The sequence below is a fragment of the Ochrobactrum sp. PL_is483 genome, from assembly GCF_055816855.1.
This window is the reverse complement of the sequence record NZ_JBVPGS010000040.1, coordinates 317642-333593: the sequence shown is the minus strand read 5'-3', so window position 1 is coordinate 333593 and position 15952 is coordinate 317642. Positions and strand designations below refer to the sequence as shown.

The following is a 15952-nucleotide window of genomic DNA, read 5'->3' as shown; positions in this document are numbered from 1 at the left end:
CTCATGGATTTGACGCAGGCTATTCTCCTTACGATCGCAACTGCTGCAACGCCGCTCCTGATCGCTGCCATCGGCGAGCTGGTGGTCGAACGCTCCGGCGTGCTCAATCTCGGCGTCGAAGGCATGATGCTTATGGGGGCTGTGTCCGGTTTCGCCATCGCGCAGATGACTGGTTCGGCTTGGCTGGGTCTGGTCTCCGCTGTGCTGGTCGGCGTGCTGTTCGCGGCAATCTTCGGCTTTCTCACGCTCACCCTTGTCACCAATCAGGTGGCGACCGGGCTGGCGCTTACAATCCTCGGCGTTGGGGCATCGGCCTTGCTCGGCGAGAGCTTTGTCGGGCTTCCCGGCGTCCGGCTTGAGGCGGTTCATATTCCCTATTTGACCGATATCCCGCTTGTCGGGCGGTTCATCTTCGGTCAGGACCCCATCTTCTATATGTCCATTCTGCTGGTTGTTGGCGTTGCATGGTTTCTGTTCCGCACACGGGCAGGGCTTACATTGCGTGCCATTGGCGACAGCCATGGCTCGGCACATGCGCTCGGCGTGCATGTGGTGCGCACGCGTTATTTGGCGGTGCTGTTCGGCGGGGCCTGTGCCGGTCTTGCAGGTGCGCAATTATCGCTCGTCTATGTGCCGCAGTGGGTGGAAAACATGACTGCAGGGCGCGGGTGGATCGCGCTTGCTCTTGTGGTTTTCGCTTCGTGGCGGCCGTGGCGGGTGTTGATCGGTGCATATTTGTTCGGCGCGGTGACTATCGGCCAGCTCCACGCGCAAGCGCTCGGCTTTGGACTGCCGTCACAGTTTCTGTCTGCGCTGCCTTATCTTGCGACGATTGTGGTGCTGGTCATCATTTCGCGCAACAAGCGCCTGACGATGATGAATACGCCGGCTTCGCTTGGCAAGCCGTTCGTGCCGGACAGGTAAGACGAGCGGTTAAGGGGTAACGAAAATCACTCCCAAGGATTTTTGTTTTGGTTCGTGGGTAAAAACAAGGAGTGCAGGGAACATGAAAAAGACGCTTATGGCAATTGCTACTGCGACGAGCTTTATGCTCGGCGGCGCGGCGCATGCAGAAGAAAAACTGAAAATCGGCTTCATCTATATCGGACCTCCGGGCGACTTCGGCTGGACCTATCAGCATGACCAGGCCCGCAAGGAACTGGTCGAGGCGCTCGGCGACAAGATCGAAACCACCTTTCTGGAAAACGTGCCGGAAGGTGCCGACGCCGAACGTTCCATCGAACGTCTGGCGCGCGCCGGCAACAAGCTGATCTTTACGACGTCTTTCGGCTATATGGACCCGACCCTCAAGGTCGCCAAGAAGTTTCCGGATGTGAAGTTCGAGCACGCAACCGGCTACAAGACCGCCGACAACATGTCGGCCTATAATGCGCGCTTCTATGAAGGCCGTTATGTTCAAGGCGTGATTGCCGCCAAGATGTCGACCAAGGGTGTCGCCGGTTATATCGCTTCGGTGCCGGTGCCGGAAGTCGTGCAGGGCATCAATGCATTCATGCTCGGCGCGCAGTCCGTCAATCCCGACTTCAAGGTCAAGGTGATCTGGGCCAATTCCTGGTTCGATCCGGGCAAGGAAGCCGATGCGGCCAAGGCTCTGATCGATCAGGGCGTCGACATCATTACCCAGCATACGGATTCCACGGCCGCCATTCAGGTGGCGCATGACCGCGGCATCAAGGCCTTTGGTCAGGCTTCGGACATGATCAAGTTCGCGCCCGACACGCAGCTTACCGCTGTCGTAGACGAATGGGGTCCTTACTATATCGACCGTACCAAGGCCGTTCTCGATGGCAGCTGGAAGAGCCAGAATGTCTGGTGGGGCATGAAGGAAGGTCTCGTGAAGATGGCGCCTTACACCAACATGCCGGACGACGTGAAGAAGCTGGCGGAAGAAACCGAAGCCAAGATCAAGTCGGGCGAATTGAAGCCTTTCACCGGCCCGATCAAGAAGCAGGACGGTTCCGTCTGGCTCAAGGAAGGTGAACAGGCTGATGACAAGACCCTGCTGGGCCTCAATTTCTACGTCGCGGGTGTGGACGACAAACTGCCGCAGTAAGCTTTTCCATGTTGAAACAGAGAAGGGCGCTCATTGCGCCCTTTTTGTTTTCTTACAATGTATTGGGATTACCTGTTAAAGCGACAACTTAAGCCCTTCGTGGCTATCGACGAAGCCAAGCGACTGATAGAAACGCAGCGCATCCGAGCGCGCTTTGTCCGTTGTCAGTTGCACCAGCCCACAGCCGCGTTCGCGGCACTGATCGATTGCCCACTCTATCATCCGGCGGCCAATTCCGCCGCCGCGAATGTGGCTTGCAATCCGAACGCTTTCGATCTGGCCGCGCCACATGCCCAACCGGGACAGGCCGGGTATGAAGCTGATCTGCATGCAGCCAATAATCTCGCCATCCTGTTCCACGACAGCGAGAAGCTGATTGGGATCGGCGTCGATGGCTACAAAGGCGCTGCGATAGGAATCCCGCAAGGGAAGGCTCGCATCTTCGCGCTTGGCGCCCAGCGCATCATCGGCCAGCATGGCGACCATCGCAGCCACGTCAGCCGAGGCGGCTTTTCTGATCGCTATGGTTGCGTCCGCAGCCATCAGACCGCGATGCCGTGCAGATCGTAAGCGTCACTTGCCTCGATCTTCACCGTCACGATGTCGCCAACGCGAAGCGGGCGGCGCGACTGGATGTGGACGCTGCCGTCGATTTCCGGCGCATCGTAACGCGTGCGGCCTTTGCCGACCGTGCCATTTGCTTCATCGATGATAACAGGCAGGCGCTTGCCGACCTTCTTCTTGAGGAGGTTGGTCGAAATCTGCTGCTGCTTGGCCATGAAACGATGCCAGCGCGCTTCCTTGATTTCCTCCGGAACCTGCTCAAGGCCGAGGTCATTGGCCTTCGCGCCCTTGACCGGCTCATATTTGAAGCAGCCGGCGCGTTCGATCTTGGCTTCATCGAGCCAGTCGAGAAGCAGCTGGAAATCTTCTTCCGTTTCACCGGGATAGCCAACGATGAACGTGGAACGCACGGCTAGGTCCGGGCAGGTTTCGCGCCAGGATTGAATGCGGCGCGAGGTCTTTTCCTGATGGGCGGGACGGCGCATGTTCTTCAGCACCGCAGGCGAGGCGTGCTGGAAGGGAATATCCAGATAAGGCAGAATCTTGCCTTCCGCCATCAATGGAATGACTTCATCGACATGCGGGTAGGGATAGACATAGTGCATACGCACCCACACGCCCATCTCGCCCAGTTCCCGCGATAGATCAAGGAACTTGGTGCGAACCGTGCGGTCCTGCCACATGGCTTCCTGATACTTGATGTCGAGGCCGTAGGCGCTCGTATCCTGCGAGATGACGAGGATTTCCTTGACGCCAGCCTTGACCAGCTTTTCCGCTTCGCGCAGCACCTGATCAATCGGGCGCGACACGAGATCGCCGCGCAGCGCCGGAATGATGCAGAAGGAGCAGCGGTTCGAGCAGCCTTCGGAGATTTTCAAGTAAGCGTAATGGCGAGGAGTCAGCTTTACGCCCTGCGGCGGCACCAGATCGACAAACGGGTCGTGTGCGGGAGGAGCCGCCTCATGCACAGCGCTCATCACGCTTTCATAGGCCTGCGGGCCGGTGATCGCGAGCACGTTCGGGTGGCGCTGGCGGATAACCTCGGGCTCCGCGCCAAGGCAGCCGGTAACGATCACCTTGCCGTTTTCGTTGAGAGCAAGGCCGATGGCATCCAGCGATTCATCGCGCGCTGAATCGAGAAAGCCACAGGTATTGACGATCACCAGATCGGCGCCGTCATGCTTGCGGGAGATTTCATAGCCCTCGGAACGAAGGCTGGTGATGATGCGTTCGGAATCGACAAGCGCCTTCGGGCAGCCGAGTGAAACGAAACTGACGCGCGGTGCGCTCATGGTGATACCTTGCGAATTTCGGAAAATTGCGCGCGCAATATCATGATAAAGGGGCAGCGGTAAAGTTAAGATGATAAAAAAAGCCGGAGCGCGGGGCTCCGGCTTCCAATCGCAAAACGGGGATCTGCTTACTCAGCCTGATCCGCAGGAGCCGCGTTGAGCTGGCCGTAACGTTCTTCGCCGATCTTGGCGAGAAGATCGAGCTGGGTTTCGAGGAAGTCGATATGGCCTTCCTCATCAGCCAGCAGCTCATCGAAAAGCTGCTTGGAAACGTAATCGCCGAGTTCGTCGCAGATTTCGCGGGACTTCTTGTAGGAAGCGCGGGCGTCGTATTCGCCTGCAAGGTCGGCTTCCAGAACTTCCTTGACGTTCTGGCCGATGCGCAGCGGAGCTACGGTCTGCAGGTTTGGAAAGCCTTCCAGGAAGATAATGCGGTCAATCAGCTTGTCGGCGTGATGCATTTCTTCGATCGATTCTTCACGTTCCTTCTTGGCAAGACGCGTGAAGCCCCAGTCGTTGAGGAGGCGGTAGTGAAGCCAGTACTGGTTTACAGCGCCAAGCTCGAGGAACAGAGCCTCGTTAAGCCGCTCGATGACCTTTGGTTCGCCTTTCATTCCATGAACTCCCGAATTTGTCGCGTAGAGAACGTACACGATCCATGAACTGGACCACGTTTTCGTCCATTTGGTTATGACGAAGATGATACTCTTCAGTCACCCTTATGATCGTTTCCACGACGTTTGGGAAGCAGCCACAGCAACGGCCGCGCTTGGACATGACATTATAGACGGTACCGGGAACGATAAGTTGCCAGCAATCCTGATCGAGAAGCTCGATAACGACGGCTTCAATGTCTTTATCGGTAATAACGTTGCAGCTGCACACTAGCATGAGGAGACGTCCCCCATGCCTGCAAAGCAGAAATCAGACGCGAAAAGCATCGGGTGGAGAGACTTTACCGGCTCTAACTGTACTTCAACTGTTTGGCTACGCAGAAAAACTGGCAGCTTTATTTTGCTTGTGGCGCAAGGCCGAACTGAACCGGTCAAAGGTTCCTCCAATTGCAAGGGTTAAAGGCCCGAACATTAAAGGCAGTACTTGGGTGGGACTTTTAAAACCCACCAAATTAAGTCAGGTTATGGCCGGTGAAGCTTTGTTCTGTCAATTTTTATGTTTTTGAAAGGTTCTAAAAATCAATAACTTGGAATCGTTCTAAATATGAGTTAACTACCCATCTTTAAAAGACAATTGAGTTTAATTGCCCTCATGGCGGCGTTTGAATCGCGCCGCCATGATGTTGTGCGCCATTTCGCCGCAGCTTGTGGATAGGTGTCAGGCACCGAGGACGGAGCTGAAACCTTCAAACTGCGGAGGCCCCATATAGAGCGGCTTGTTATCGCCAGCATTGCGATGCGCATCGCGGAACTGCTCGGACTTGGTCCAGGCGATGAAATCATCGCGATTGTGCCAGACTGTATGCGACGCATAAAGCGTGTAGCCTTCCTCTTCGTTTGTCGCGCCGCGCAGGAGGTGAAAGCCTTCGAAACCCGGCAGTTCCGACAATTTGGAGTCACGGTTTTTCCAGACAGTCTCGAAGTCGGCCTCGCTGCCGATGCGAACCTTGAAGCGATTCATGGCTATGAACATTGCTGATCCTTTTCCATCAGGTTGGGGATTGGCTATTTTATACAGTTCCGGCGAGTGCAGCGGTAGGGCTGCACTCGCCGCGTCACATCTCGGGATCAAAAGGCCGCCGCGGTCAGGTTGGTCGGCCTTAGCAGATGTGACGATCTCGAAAGAGAGGCGAGAACGCCTCCCGAAGTTTTAGAACTGGAACTGGGTCGAAACGAGGAATGTGCGTCCGCGGCCAGAACCATAGGTGCTGAGAGCAGGAGTGTATTCCTTGTCGGCAATGTTGAGCACCTGAAGTGAAAGATCGACCGTATCGGTGAACTTGTACTTCGCGAAGACATCCACCAGCGTGTAGGGGTCGGTATCGCTTCCGCTGATGCTCCTGCCGCTCGAAACGTGCTGAACCCGCAAGCCGCTTTCGAGCTTGCGCTCGAAGAAGCGCGCACCCGCCGTAACCGTTACGACATCTTCCGGTAAATACTGGTTCGCTCCAAGCCCTGCCGTCTGTTTGGGCAGTTCTGAGGTGGAATGCGTATAAGCAATGCCAGCGAAGGCGAAGCCAGCGTCATAACGGGCGTCGAGTTCGAAACCTTTCACATCGGAAGTGCCGTCCACGTTGATGAACTGACTGTTCGTGCTGGAGGCTGTGATATAGTCTTCAACTCGCATCATGTAGTAGTTGGCCTTAACACGCAGGCCGTCTTCCGCTGTAAAGATGCCGTCGCGTGCGATATTAACGCCGAACTCCCAGCCGCGCTGCTTTTCAGGGCGCAGGTCTGGATTGCCCCGCAAACCTGTTGTACCTGCATGGGCAACGCCACCAAGGAAGGTTTCCTGCAAGGTTGGCGAGCGCATGGAATGCGCATAGGTGATGTAGGGCTGCAGCCAGTCGGTCAGGTTATAAGCAACTGTGACCTTGGGGCTGAGTTCGCCATCGCTGTTCGAAATGGAGCTGTCTTCGCTCTCAAGCTTGAAATAATCGTAGCGCAGGCCGGTGACGACTTGCAGGGCCTGATAATTCCAGGTCGCCTCCGAGAAGACTGCGCCGCGATTGGAGTTGGCATCCGTGGGGTTGACGCCAGTGATGTTGCCGCCTGCATTGTCGCGGTTGATTTCAAAGCCGTTCTTCCACGCAACAGCTACATCACCAAAGGTGAAGCGCGACGTGTTTGAGGCAGTCATCCCTGTGGTGTCCGTTGAAATCTGACGCCCTACATAGCTGCCATTGCCGCCCACCCAGTTTTGCAGCGTGCTGTTGTGGTACACGTTGACATCAAGGCCGATGAGATTGTTGTCGGACGGGTTATAGTTATACTGCGCGAAGAAGGTGCGGTTCTGGAGGAACATATCGTAGATCGTATAGGTTCCCGGACGGTAGCCGGTCGCATACGTTCCGTAATGGTTGTTGTAGAGCACGCCACCAAGTGTCAGCTTCTGATCCTCGCCAAGACCGAACTCGGCTTTGAAAAGGCCGGAGGTCAGTTCCTCGCCGGATTTCTCGACAGTAACGCCGTCGCCGTTCTTGTAGTTGTTGGAATCGTGACGGCTGATTGCGGCAACAAGCCCGATGGAATTGACGCGGGCTGCTCCCGCCAGCATTTCGGAAAAGCCGGTGCCATTGCTGCCCCAGGAGGCACGGCCGAGAACGCCCTTGTCCTTGCCGTCGAGAATTACATCGTCGACGCCGAGCGTGCGGAAGTTGACGCTGCCTGCGAGAGCGGTGCCGCCTTCAGTCGTGACCGCGCCGCGCGCCACATCGATTTCGGAGAGCAGGTTGGGATCGATATAGGCGTAGCCCTGCGCATCATGCGCGGTATTGCGATAGCTCTGCGGTACGCCATCAATCATCATGTTGACGCGACCGGAACCCTCGAAGCCGCGGATATTGACGGCGACACCCGGGTTGGAGCCGCTCTGGAGGGTGAAGACGCCTGCGGTTCCGCGCAGCACATCATCGAGTTTCGCGCCACCGAAGCGATTGATCTCTTCGCGGTTCACCTTGCCCACGGGCGCCGTGACTGAGGTCGGCACCTGCGCGTCGTTCGCTCTACGAATAGTGATTGTTTTCAGCGCGACGGCGGCTTCATCTTCAACCGCTTTCTGCTCTTGCGCGAATGCCTGTGACGTCATCGCCACGAGAATGACGGCAAGCCCCGTGCTTGCCTGAAATGACCTTTTGTAAACCCCACCAGTCGCCCGCATTTCCAATTTTCCTTCATGACCAGACGCGCTTCGTCGGCCAATGGTCGACGAAGAAATCCAAAAAATTCAATTGTTTATGACTTCCCCTCGGGAAAAGGCCGCGTGCTGGCTGGGAAGAAAACTTCTCCCTGGCTGGCGCTGGAATAAGCGAGATTTAAACTTGACTCGTTTATTCCAGTAATGCAGTGATTAATAAACATGACTGTTGATGTCAACAAAACAAATTTGCTGTCATCACCGTGTGGAAAGTCGATGCTGAGGCAAGAGAATGAACAGGCGTATCCATATCGACATGCAGGTGCGGTTGCCGCGCGGATCCGTTTCCGAGCGGACAGCAAATTGCATTCCTGAAAGCCAGCTCCGCAGCGATTCGAACGAAACTGTTCCGGCTCAGATAAAACCTCGCTTCGGTGAGAGTGTGCTTGAGCCGCAACTGAAGACCTATGGCAGCCGCGAACTTTTCGACGGCTCCCGGGAAGTGGGCATAGAGCACGGCGGCTCTCTCTATCGCCTCAGGATAACCCGCCAAGGCAAGCTCATCCTTAACAAATAGGCAGCATCCGATGACGACCCATACCAAGCCCTCCCCAGAGGCGATTCTCAAGGCACGGGCTGATAATCCGAAAATGCGTGAACGTGATTTTGCGCAGTTCCTCAGTGTATCAGAAGCCGATTTTGTTGCAGCACATTGCGGGCAGCCCGAGACAGCGCCGATTTCTGCGCGGCGCATTCGTGCCGATGTCGAAACGCTGTTGAACCGCATCGCATCTGTCGGTGAAATCATGGCTCTGACGCGCAATGAAAGCGTTGTTCATGAAAAGATCGGACCTTTTGAAAAAACGATCTGGGGCCCGCATGCTTCGCTGGCGCTTGGCAAGGAAATCGACCTTCGCATTTTCCCGAAGCACTGGGTTCACGGTTTTGCTGTCGCCAAACAGGATGGCGAAGCAACGCGCCGCAGCCTGCAGTTCTTCGACGCCACGGGCGAGGCAGTCTTCAAGATTCACCTGCGTCCAGCTTCTGATATTGCAGCCTATGAGGCGCTCGTTGCTGATATACTGCTGGACGATCAGTCACCTGTTATCGAAACCAGCATCCTCGCTCCCAAGGGACCGAAGGCGGATGTGTCTCTTCTCGATATTGACGCATTCCGCGAGCGTTGGGGTGCTCTGACCGATGTGCACCAGTTTGTCGGCCTGCTGAAGGATTTCGGCGTTGATCGGCATCAAGCGGTGCATCTGGCCGGTCATGATTTCGCTTGGCGGGTCGATACCTCGTCGGTTGAAGCCATGATGAACCATGCGGTGCAGGAAAAGCTGCCAATCATGTGCTTTGTCGGAAGTCGCGGCTGCATCCAGATTCACACGGGGCTGATCCACGAGATCAAGATGATGGGGCCGTGGCTGAATGTGCTGGACCCAACTTTCCACATGCATCTGCGCACCGATCACATTGCCGATGTATGGGTCGTGCGCAAGCCAACGAAGGACGGTCATGTCACATCGCTGGAAGCCTATGATGCCAATGGCGAGCTGATCGTTCAGTTTTTTGGTGAGCGTCATGAAGGCGAAGCGGAACTGGCGGACTGGCGCATGATTGCGGAAAATCTTCCGCATCTGCCGCAGTCGTCTGCTGCGTAAGGTGACGGCGATGTCGTTCATCTTCACGCGTTTCAGGCGCGGCGCAGGCTTGGTTGCCATCGCCTTGTCGCTCGCTGCTGGTACGGCTTGCGCTGAAACGGTCGATCGTTTCACCGACACGTCGCGCATTGTTTCCGTTGGCGGATCACTGACGGAAATAGTCTACGCTCTCGGCGCGGAAAAAATGCTCGCCGGGCGTGATCAGACGAGCATTTATCCCGACGCGGCGAAGAAGCTGCTCGATGTAGGATATATGCGCCAGCTTGCGCCCGAAGGCGTTCTTTCGGTCAATCCGACCGGCATTCTGCTTCTGGAAGGCAGCGGCCCGCAGGATACGCTCGATGTTCTAAAAAAGGCGTCCGTGCCAACGATCGTCGTGCCGGAGGCCTTCACCGGCGAAAGCGTCGTCAGGAAAATCGAGATCGTGGGCAAGGCTCTCGGTCAGGAAGAGAAGGCCAAGGAACTCGCCGCCGAAGTTTCTCGTGATATCGAAGCGGCTGAAAAGACTGCGGCGGGTCACAACCCTCGCAAACGTGTGCTTTTCGTACTGTCGGCTCCGGGCGGGCGCATGATGGCATCAGGCACCGGCACTGCAGCTGATGGCATGATCAGGCTTGCAGGCGGTGAAAACGTGATCAGCGAGTATCACGGATACAAGCAGCTGACCGACGAGGCCATTGAGAAGAAGGCGCCTGACATGATCCTGATCATGGATACAGGTTCGGATGGGATGACACCGGAATCGCTCATGAAAAACCCGGTTATCGCGGCAACGCCAGCGGGGCGTAACGGGAATATCATTTCGATGGAGGCGTACTATCTGTTGGGTTTCGGGCCGCGAACCGGCGCTGCCATTCGTGACCTGTCGGCAAAACTCTACGGCGCTCCTACGGGGCAGTAACATGGTCGGGCTTGCGCGGTTCAAGCGCGAGCCTGATTGCAAGGATTATTCGAAATGACGATCCAAGGTCGCGTGGTGCGAGAACAGCGCATTGCAGCGCGTCTTTCAGAAAATGACACGGGAGATCGTGCGGCACGCGCGCGGCTCACCATCATATTACTCGCGATGGCCTTGTGCATCGCTGCTCTTTTCAGTCTTACGGCTGGCGCTTCGGATGCGTCCGTGCTTTCGGTTCTGCGCGCCCTGACCTCCGGCGGAGCCGAGGGCGCGGATGCATTCCGGCGCGATCATCTGATCATCGTCGAAATCCGCTTGCCGCGCATCGTCATGGGCATGCTGATAGGAGCGGGGCTTGCGGTTTCCGGGGCTGTCATGCAGGGTCTTTTCCGCAACCCGCTTGCCGATCCGGGCCTCGTCGGCGTTTCTGCCGGAGCAAGCCTTGGAGCGGTATCCATGATTGTTTTGGGCGGCACAGTTCTTGCGCCTGTCATTGCCATGCTTGGCGTCTATGCGCTGCCGCTAGCCGCATTTCTGGGCGGGCTTTGCAGCACGTTTCTACTCTATCGAGTGGCGACACGGCGAGGCCGAACCTCTGTGGCAACCATGCTGCTTGCAGGTATCGCGCTGGCGGCCTTAGCAGGTGCTGCCACTGGCGGACTTATCTATCTTGCCGATGACCGCCAACTCCGCGACCTGACCTTTTGGGGGCTTGGCTCACTTGCCGGTTCCACCTGGGCGAAGATTGGCGCCGCAGGTCCGATAATTGCTGCTGTTCTGGTGGTATCGCCCTTGCTGGCGCGGGGGCTCAATGCGCTGGCTCTTGGAGAAGCTGCCGCTGGCCATCTGGGCATTCAGGTGCAGCGCATCAAAAACATCGCCATTGTCACGGTCGCTGCCGCCACCGGCGCGACGGTCGCCGTCGCAGGCGGGATCGGCTTTATCGGTATCGTGGTGCCGCATATGCTGCGCCTCGGGATCGGTCCGGATCATCGCTATCTGCTGCCAGCATCGGCCTTGCTGGGTGCGACGCTTCTGCTGCTCGCAGATGCGGTAAGCCGCACGATCGTGGCTCCCGCAGAATTGCCGATCGGCATCATCACCGCGCTTTTCGGTGCGCCGTTCTTCCTCTGGATATTGCTGCGCCAGCGCGGCCTGCTCGATCTGTGAGGCTGTCATGATTGAAACAAACTCATTGAGCGTAAGCCTGTCGGGCAAAAACATCATCAGCGACATCGGCTTTTCCGCCAAACCGGGCGAGGTGACGGCAATCGTCGGGCCCAACGGCTCCGGTAAGACCACGCTGCTGCGTGCGCTTTCCGGTGACGTTGCATATACTGGAACGGCTTGCCTCGATGGCCAATCCTTCGCGGAAATCAAGCCTTGGCAGATGGCAGCACGGCGGGCGGTGCTGCCGCAGGCGAGCGCCTTATCATTTCCCTTCACGGTACGAGAGATCGTGAAGATCGGGCTTACGGGCGGCTATAGCGGCGTTTCTCGCGATGAAGAAAAGCGGCTGCCCGATCTCGCCTTGCAAAGGGTTGATCTTGCTGGTTTCGGTGGGCGGCTCTACCAGGAGCTTTCCGGTGGAGAGCAACAGCGCGTGCAGCTTGCCCGTGTTCTGTGTCAGGTCTGGAAGCCGGTTATCGACGGGAAAGCGCGGTATCTGTTTCTGGATGAGCCGATTTCAAGCCTCGATATACGGCATCAGATCGTCGTGATGGAGATTGCGAGAGATTTTGCGGCCGCAGGCGGTGGAGTGATCGCGATCCTGCACGACCTTAACCTGACTGCCATGTTCGCCGATCGTATCGCAGTGATGAGCAAGGGCAAGCTTGACGTGATGGGCGCGCCGCGCGAAGCGCTGACCGATGAGCGGCTCGAACGCGTCTATGAATGCACATTGCGGGTAGGCGTTCCGCCTGAAAAGGGTGTGCCTTTCGTATTGCCACAGTCTGCTTATCGCGTAGCTGCAGAATGAAAAAAGGTCCGGTAGCAAGCCGGACCTATTCGTTCGCGCTTCGGTATTGAGCCGTCAGCCCGCCACGCGCTCTTCTTCCATTTCATCAAGACCAAGCAGGTGCCGCACATTCGGGCGCGCCTTGACGAGGTCTGCAATGCTGTACTTCATCAGAACACCAAAAAAGGCGTTGAGTGCCTCGCGGAGTGCCGAATTGAGCGCGCAGCTATCGACCAGCGGGCATTCGGTGGCGTCATTTTCGAAGCACTCAGCCATGGCGAAGTTTTCTTCGGTCACACGCACGACATCGAAGAGAGAAATGTCCTTGGCCGCCCGACCAAGGCGCACACCGCCGTTGCGACCGCGCACCGTGTTTACCAGCCCATGCTCAACGAGCGGCTGTAGAATCTTGAACAAGAATAGTTCAGAAACGCCGTAAGCGCGCGCAATTTCGGGAATACGGCTGAGCTTGCCGTCATTGGCAGCGCAGTACATGAGCATACGAACGGCATAATTCGTCTGGCGGGTAAGACGCATCACTGTTCCTTTCAACACGTCTCGGAGTACTGCATGCCTCAATGCGAAGGCACCGATAATCCGATCCTTGATTTCGCAATTCCAACCGCAAACGGTTCATCCCTGTTTCGGAACTGCTTCAAAATTCTGGTCGTCTTCGCATGTACGATCCAGACAAGTTCAAGGCTCTGCCGGATCATACGCTAAAGAAGGGCATTTGTTTCTTAACCCACTTTAGAATCATTCTTAAAATATATGAAGTCTTTTCTCATCTTTAAAGGGGAAAAATTGTTGTTAGCTGCGGCCCCTTCCATATCCGCCACAAATCCTACTGGCAGACATCTATCCACTCGGCGCGGACCAGTTCTGCCATTTTGTGAGGAGCGATGCGCACGGCGCTGTTTGTCGCCCCGGCTGCTGGCACGACTTCCTCGAAACTCTTCAGCGATACATCGCAATAAACGGGCAGGGCGCTAGGCAGGCCAAATGGGCAGACACCTCCTACGGGATGGCTGGTTTGCGCAAGAACGCTCTCGGCATCCAGCATGCGCGGCTTGGTTCCAAACTGATCCTTGAATTTGCGATTATCGATGCGGGCATCGCCACGGGTAACGATGAGAATGGTCTGGTCCTTTGCTGAAAAGGAAAGCGTTTTGGCGATCTGTCCCGGCTCGACACCATGTGCTTCTGCGGCAAGAACGACAGTGGCGGTGCTTGTTGGAAGTTCAATCACTTCGATTTCAGGCGCTTTCGCCGCAAAAAAGGCCTTTACAGAATCCAGACTCATAGCTTCCCTTTTTCTTATTTTGATTATTAAACTCAAGTTTATGCCGTATTCTGCCGCAGAACAAGACCGACTGGTTTTCTGCGGCGTTTTGGCATGAATTTCTACCAGATCGAAGCCTCGGTTCGCAACAAGGCCCATACCTTAGATGGGAAGGAGCGGGCGGTCGCCGCGGCTAGTTGCGTTTCCTTATGCCTAGAATACTGGCGAATGAAACAGTGCACGTTGACGTGAAAAGAAAAGCTGCTAAGAAGTCACTCGCTGAGCGATTGGTCACAAATCGGTAGCGTGGTTCCGTTTGCTGCTTTCCCTAAAGCTGGGAAAGCGTAATGAAGCAATCGTATGGAGGGGTGGCCGAGCGGTTTAAGGCACCGGTCTTGAAAACCGGCGTGCGAGAGATCGTACCGTGGGTTCGAATCCCACCCCCTCCGCCAGAGTTTAGTTTAAGCTATTGAATTCATTGTATAAAATAAAACGATGCAAGATCGTCCCGCAAGTTTACCCACAATCCGATGTTTGCTAATGCGGCGGCGGCTTGGCGCGATTTTGCCCAGCCACAATCCGACTAGATGCCCGAAAAATGTGAGGGAGTCGGAAGTCGCGCCAACGCGGCTGGGAGTCTTTAGACGCTTAATCGCGTCTTTAAAGCATACAATGGCACGGTGCCATTAGCCTTACGAACCTGAACCCAATTTCTTATCGGACGAGTCTTTTCAACTTTAGCTGTCGTTCGAGTCTCTCGACCATACAATACGCCGCGCGGATGGACCGTATAAACCTGAATGCGCATTGCCTTGACCAAGGAGTCATAAGGCAACTTTTCCCGGTCGAGTCTTTTGCAAAAATTCAGACATTGAATCTCTAACAGGGCCGAGTCTTTTTCCCCTTTTGCTAAACATGTAGGAAATATTCGTGAAGCAATCGCTTCAGGTTCATATGGCTCACAAGCAATTACTAATTATCACAAAAATGTGATCGACGGGTTTACCTGTGTAATTGCTGGGGGTCATATGTATCATCCTATTTTGTCATGTATAGACTGTCGGAATTTATCGTGTTTTACTAAAGCATATCGGAACAAACTGTAAGTAAAACATGGACTTATCAAATGAAAACTTTCATTAGACTACCTGAAGTCCGTAAGGCAACTGGTCTCTCCACATCCACCATTTATGAGGGGATGCGGGATGGCTGGTTCCCAAAACCCGTCCGGCTCGGCCCTCGCGCCGTTGGCTGGGATGAGGATGTGATTGCGGCGTGGCAGGAGAATTGCATCGAACGAAGCGGCGCGGCGAGCGCGTAACTTTAGGAGACGAAAAGCCATGAACTACATTTCAGACGACAAGACTGAAAGCGCCCGGTTGGAGGCGAAGCTCGGAAGTTTTCGGGCCGGACCCGGCATTTCCGCGACCGATCACCTCAACGGCCAAACCGTGCCAGCGTACGATAAAGGCTCGGACACGGTGGCGTTGGGCATTAGCGAAAGTGCGGCGATGCACAAGCGGGACATGGAACGCCTGAAGGCTCGTGAAGCGGTGCGGGCCACGGTGTTCGCCGCATTCCCGGACGCTCCAGCGGAGCTTCAGTCCATTATGTACAACCATCCCAAGGTCGAGGCGTGGCTTGCCGCGCTCGCGGATAAGGAGCAGGCCCGATGAAATCCGAAGACTTTTATCACGCCGCCAGCGCCCGTCTCTTCACGCCGGAGCAACTGGATACCATAGCGTACCGCTATCAGCAGTCGGCGGCACTTTACCCAGAAGAGCACGAGCGCGTCGCCCGGTACATTCAGGACCACAAGCTGGTCGGACACCGGGAAGTGCTGGAGCACTATCTGCGCAGCAATCTGCCGATGAGCGACCACGCCCTGAACGTCATCAACGCCTTTGCTGACTCCACTGCCGCAGGCGCGTACGACCGAGGGGCCGAACGAGGAGCGCCGACGCATGGGCTGGAGACCTATGGCGGCGTTGAATCGGCAGCAAGCCGTCTGTTTAGCAGCACGGTGAAACCGGAGGAACGGTGATGGCACAGACTCCGTTCGGGGCGCTGCTGGAGGAAGCCGAGGCTGCGTTCATTGCGGGGGACGACGCGGGCTGGCGGGACGCCATGCGGGTGGCGCACCGGGCCGTTGCGGAGGTTCGGGCCTCGTCCGATCCGGTCAAGCAGTTCATGGCAGGACTTCGAGGGCTGCGGGAGTTGCGGGACTGGCATCGGCGGGCGGGTCGGGAAGTGTTGGCGCGGGATGCGGAGCGAGCCGTGAAGGTGCTGGAGGACTTGGCCGTGAAGCTGGTGGCTAGGTCGATGAATTGAGGCGCGGGCATGGCCACCGCGACGGGGACCGGCGGAGGTATCTAAGCAAATTCCGCCGGTCTCATTTTTCGGAAGAT

General features: G+C 56.3%; 19 protein-coding genes and 1 tRNA gene. 12 read left to right on the top strand and 8 right to left on the bottom strand.

Going from position 1 to position 15952, the window contains the following annotated elements:
• Window positions 1-3 precede the first annotated feature (3 nt).
• Complete coding sequence (locus tag AC0TNJ_RS19735; RefSeq protein ID WP_473772139.1) at window positions 4-924, top strand: ABC transporter permease; 921 nt, start codon at window positions 4-6, stop codon at window positions 922-924.
• Window positions 925-1006: 82 nt separating this feature from the next.
• Window positions 1007-2074, top strand: coding sequence for a BMP family ABC transporter substrate-binding protein (locus AC0TNJ_RS19730; protein WP_473772138.1), 1068 nt, complete (start codon window positions 1007-1009; stop codon window positions 2072-2074).
• A gap of 75 nt (window positions 2075-2149) precedes the next feature.
• On the opposite strand, the gene AC0TNJ_RS19725 is transcribed toward AC0TNJ_RS19730, so the two are convergent.
• From AC0TNJ_RS19725 to AC0TNJ_RS19700, 6 genes are all read right to left on the bottom strand, one after another.
• Complete coding sequence (locus AC0TNJ_RS19725) at window positions 2150-2617, bottom strand: GNAT family N-acetyltransferase (protein WP_473772137.1); 468 nt, start codon at window positions 2615-2617, stop codon at window positions 2150-2152.
• The gene (gene rimO / locus AC0TNJ_RS19720) at window positions 2617-3930 is read right to left on the bottom strand and encodes a 30S ribosomal protein S12 methylthiotransferase RimO (RefSeq protein ID WP_122003585.1); all 1314 of its coding nucleotides are present in this window, start codon (window positions 3928-3930) and stop codon (window positions 2617-2619) included. The genes AC0TNJ_RS19725 and rimO overlap by 1 nt, the downstream gene beginning before the upstream one ends.
• A gap of 128 nt (window positions 3931-4058) precedes the next feature.
• Window positions 4059-4544, bottom strand: a complete 486-nt coding sequence (gene bfr / locus AC0TNJ_RS19715; RefSeq protein WP_006468896.1) for a bacterioferritin — start codon at window positions 4542-4544, stop codon at window positions 4059-4061.
• Complete coding sequence (locus AC0TNJ_RS19710; protein WP_012093011.1) at window positions 4510-4821, bottom strand: (2Fe-2S)-binding protein; 312 nt, start codon at window positions 4819-4821, stop codon at window positions 4510-4512. Before AC0TNJ_RS19710 ends, bfr begins: the two co-directional genes overlap by 35 nt.
• Window positions 4822-5262: 441 nt before the next feature.
• On the bottom strand, window positions 5263-5577 hold the full coding sequence (hmuQ, locus tag AC0TNJ_RS19705; protein ID WP_473772136.1) for a heme-degrading protein HmuQ: 315 nt from the start codon (window positions 5575-5577) through the stop codon (window positions 5263-5265).
• Between the two features lie 177 nt (window positions 5578-5754).
• On the bottom strand, window positions 5755-7764 hold the full coding sequence (locus tag AC0TNJ_RS19700) for a TonB-dependent receptor domain-containing protein (protein ID WP_473772135.1): 2010 nt from the start codon (window positions 7762-7764) through the stop codon (window positions 5755-5757).
• Window positions 7765-8107: 343 nt separating this feature from the next.
• Here AC0TNJ_RS19700 and hemP point away from each other — a divergent pair, with 343 nt between their 5' ends.
• Genes hemP through AC0TNJ_RS19675 form a run of 5 tightly spaced genes read left to right on the top strand, consistent with a single transcriptional unit; the run spans window position 8108 to window position 12283 of the window.
• Window positions 8108-8317 (top strand): hemin uptake protein HemP, encoded by a 210-nt coding sequence (hemP, locus tag AC0TNJ_RS19695; protein ID WP_473772416.1) that lies wholly within the window; start codon window positions 8108-8110, stop codon window positions 8315-8317.
• A gap of 10 nt (window positions 8318-8327) precedes the next feature.
• Entirely contained in the window at window positions 8328-9404 is a 1077-nt protein-coding gene (locus AC0TNJ_RS19690) for a hemin-degrading factor (protein WP_473772134.1), read from the top strand.
• A gap of 10 nt (window positions 9405-9414) precedes the next feature.
• Window positions 9415-10305, top strand: a complete 891-nt coding sequence (locus AC0TNJ_RS19685; protein WP_473772133.1) for a heme/hemin ABC transporter substrate-binding protein — start codon at window positions 9415-9417, stop codon at window positions 10303-10305.
• A gap of 54 nt (window positions 10306-10359) precedes the next feature.
• Window positions 10360-11472: a FecCD family ABC transporter permease gene (locus AC0TNJ_RS19680; RefSeq protein ID WP_473772132.1), complete on the top strand. Its 1113-nt coding sequence runs from the start codon at window positions 10360-10362 to the stop codon at window positions 11470-11472.
• 7 nt (window positions 11473-11479) lie between these two features.
• Window positions 11480-12283, top strand: a complete 804-nt coding sequence (locus AC0TNJ_RS19675) for a heme ABC transporter ATP-binding protein (protein WP_473772131.1) — start codon at window positions 11480-11482, stop codon at window positions 12281-12283.
• Window positions 12284-12337: 54 nt separating this feature from the next.
• Here AC0TNJ_RS19675 and rirA read toward each other — a convergent pair whose 3' ends face one another.
• Window positions 12338-12799 carry an iron-responsive transcriptional regulator RirA gene (gene rirA, locus AC0TNJ_RS19670; protein ID WP_122002282.1) on the bottom strand — a complete coding sequence of 154 codons (462 nt, stop codon included), beginning with the start codon at window positions 12797-12799 and terminating at the stop codon, window positions 12338-12340.
• Between the two features lie 307 nt (window positions 12800-13106).
• The gene (locus AC0TNJ_RS19665; RefSeq protein ID WP_473768600.1) at window positions 13107-13565 is read right to left on the bottom strand and encodes a YbaK/EbsC family protein; all 459 of its coding nucleotides are present in this window, start codon (window positions 13563-13565) and stop codon (window positions 13107-13109) included.
• A 341-nt stretch (window positions 13566-13906) separates the two neighbouring features.
• On the opposite strand from AC0TNJ_RS19665, the gene AC0TNJ_RS19660 reads away from it, so the two are divergent.
• The 5 genes from AC0TNJ_RS19660 to AC0TNJ_RS19640 all read left to right on the top strand — a co-directional run bounded on the left by AC0TNJ_RS19660 (window position 13907) and on the right by AC0TNJ_RS19640 (window position 15875).
• Window positions 13907-13996 (top strand) — tRNA-Ser (locus tag AC0TNJ_RS19660).
• Window positions 13997-14670: 674 nt separating this feature from the next.
• The gene (locus AC0TNJ_RS19655) at window positions 14671-14865 is read left to right on the top strand and encodes a helix-turn-helix transcriptional regulator (RefSeq protein ID WP_076778831.1); all 195 of its coding nucleotides are present in this window, start codon (window positions 14671-14673) and stop codon (window positions 14863-14865) included.
• Between the two features lie 19 nt (window positions 14866-14884).
• The gene (locus AC0TNJ_RS19650; protein ID WP_473772130.1) at window positions 14885-15220 is read left to right on the top strand and encodes a hypothetical protein; all 336 of its coding nucleotides are present in this window, start codon (window positions 14885-14887) and stop codon (window positions 15218-15220) included.
• Window positions 15217-15588 (top strand): hypothetical protein, encoded by a 372-nt coding sequence (locus AC0TNJ_RS19645; protein WP_211693835.1) that lies wholly within the window; start codon window positions 15217-15219, stop codon window positions 15586-15588. Before AC0TNJ_RS19650 ends, AC0TNJ_RS19645 begins: the two co-directional genes overlap by 4 nt.
• Entirely contained in the window at window positions 15588-15875 is a 288-nt protein-coding gene (locus AC0TNJ_RS19640) for a hypothetical protein (protein ID WP_473772129.1), read from the top strand. The genes AC0TNJ_RS19645 and AC0TNJ_RS19640 overlap by 1 nt, the downstream gene beginning before the upstream one ends.
• Window positions 15876-15952: the final 77 nt, after the last annotated feature.

Excerpts from the sequence above, each read along its gene's own strand:
- AC0TNJ_RS19665 (WP_473768600.1), bottom strand. The coding sequence starts at position 13,565 with ATGAGTCTGGATTCTGTAAAGGCCTTTTTTGCGGCGAAAGCGCCTGAA.
- AC0TNJ_RS19650 (WP_473772130.1), top strand. The coding sequence starts at position 14,885 with ATGAACTACATTTCAGACGACAAGACTGAAAGCGCCCGGTTGGAGGCG.
- rimO (WP_122003585.1), bottom strand. The coding sequence starts at position 3,930 with ATGAGCGCACCGCGCGTCAGTTTCGTTTCACTCGGCTGCCCGAAGGCG.
- AC0TNJ_RS19640 (WP_473772129.1), top strand. The coding sequence starts at position 15,588 with ATGGCACAGACTCCGTTCGGGGCGCTGCTGGAGGAAGCCGAGGCTGCG.
- rirA (WP_122002282.1), bottom strand. The coding sequence starts at position 12,799 with ATGCGTCTTACCCGCCAGACGAATTATGCCGTTCGTATGCTCATGTAC.
- hmuQ (WP_473772136.1), bottom strand. The coding sequence starts at position 5,577 with ATGTTCATAGCCATGAATCGCTTCAAGGTTCGCATCGGCAGCGAGGCC.
- AC0TNJ_RS19730 (WP_473772138.1), top strand. The coding sequence starts at position 1,007 with ATGAAAAAGACGCTTATGGCAATTGCTACTGCGACGAGCTTTATGCTC.
- AC0TNJ_RS19675 (WP_473772131.1), top strand. The coding sequence starts at position 11,480 with ATGATTGAAACAAACTCATTGAGCGTAAGCCTGTCGGGCAAAAACATC.
- AC0TNJ_RS19645 (WP_211693835.1), top strand. The coding sequence starts at position 15,217 with ATGAAATCCGAAGACTTTTATCACGCCGCCAGCGCCCGTCTCTTCACG.
- AC0TNJ_RS19710 (WP_012093011.1), bottom strand. The coding sequence starts at position 4,821 with ATGCTAGTGTGCAGCTGCAACGTTATTACCGATAAAGACATTGAAGCC.
- AC0TNJ_RS19655 (WP_076778831.1), top strand. The coding sequence starts at position 14,671 with ATGAAAACTTTCATTAGACTACCTGAAGTCCGTAAGGCAACTGGTCTC.
- AC0TNJ_RS19685 (WP_473772133.1), top strand. The coding sequence starts at position 9,415 with ATGTCGTTCATCTTCACGCGTTTCAGGCGCGGCGCAGGCTTGGTTGCC.
- AC0TNJ_RS19700 (WP_473772135.1), bottom strand. The coding sequence starts at position 7,764 with ATGCGGGCGACTGGTGGGGTTTACAAAAGGTCATTTCAGGCAAGCACG.
- bfr (WP_006468896.1), bottom strand. The coding sequence starts at position 4,544 with ATGAAAGGCGAACCAAAGGTCATCGAGCGGCTTAACGAGGCTCTGTTC.
- AC0TNJ_RS19725 (WP_473772137.1), bottom strand. The coding sequence starts at position 2,617 with ATGGCTGCGGACGCAACCATAGCGATCAGAAAAGCCGCCTCGGCTGAC.
- AC0TNJ_RS19690 (WP_473772134.1), top strand. The coding sequence starts at position 8,328 with ATGACGACCCATACCAAGCCCTCCCCAGAGGCGATTCTCAAGGCACGG.
- AC0TNJ_RS19735 (WP_473772139.1), top strand. The coding sequence starts at position 4 with ATGGATTTGACGCAGGCTATTCTCCTTACGATCGCAACTGCTGCAACG.
- AC0TNJ_RS19680 (WP_473772132.1), top strand. The coding sequence starts at position 10,360 with ATGACGATCCAAGGTCGCGTGGTGCGAGAACAGCGCATTGCAGCGCGT.